A 925-nucleotide genomic window follows, 5' to 3' on the forward strand; every position below is an offset into this window, starting at 1 on the left:
CAATAAGACCACAGAAAAAAGACCATAAAGGAATAGGGTGACTAACAATAACTTCAGAAATAAAGGAAGCGAGCAAAAAGATACTACTGAGAATACCCGAGAGCAAAATCAACAAGAACAATGCGTCGATCTCTTGAAAAAACTGCTGAATAGACCTGTGTTGTAGAAGCTTTCGCAGGGCAGGAAGTACAGAGTTAATACTTGATAGCAGTCGCTCGTATATCCCAGTTATAAATGCAATTGTTCCACCGGAGACGCCGGGTACTATATCCGCTGCGCCCATCATAATGCCACGCAAAAATATTAGCACCCAATGCATAGATTCTCCTTTAGCTTAGCGAACAACACCCGGCAAAAATGGTACAAACATTACCGGCTCAATGACGTCTTTCAAGAATTGCTCACCTCTACGCGTCACAATAGTCAAATTTTGCTGCACATCGCCTAAAGGCACGATCATCTTGCCACCATCTTTCAACTGACGAAGTAACTCAAGGGGAATCTCTTTCGGTGCGGCAGTCACCATAATTGCATCAAACGGCGCTTGCTCGGGCCAACCAATGCCGCCATCAGCATGACGGCTGTATATATTGCGATAACCTATTCGTTCAAAACGCTGACGCGCTTTATTCAATAATGGAGAGATGCGTTCGACCGTATAAAGCTCATCAACGACTTGAGACAAAATAGCGGCTTGATATCCAGACCCTGTTCCCAACTCCAGCACTCTACGAGGCTGATGCTGAACGAGTAACTCCGTCATTCTTGCGACAATATATGGCTGCGAGATGGTTTGATTATGTCCGATAGGTAAAGCAGTGTCTTCGTATGCTCGATGCGACAGCGCTTCATCTAAGAAAATATGTCGAGGTGTATCAGCGATTGCCTCCAGAACACGCTCATCAGCAATACCCTTATCGCGCAA

At 45.1% G+C, this 925-nt stretch carries 2 protein-coding genes; both read right to left on the bottom strand.

What is annotated here, in order from left to right; all coding sequences use genetic code 11:
* On the bottom strand, positions 1-319 hold a 319-nt coding region (locus A3739_RS01925; RefSeq protein ID WP_156502255.1), incomplete at its 3' end, for an undecaprenyl phosphate translocase family protein.
* 15 nt (positions 320-334) lie between these two features.
* Positions 335-925: protein-L-isoaspartate(D-aspartate) O-methyltransferase (locus A3739_RS01930; protein WP_068500049.1), on the bottom strand; the 591-nt coding region annotated here is incomplete at its 5' end.

It is taken from the genome of Oleiphilus sp. HI0067 (assembly GCF_001635735.1).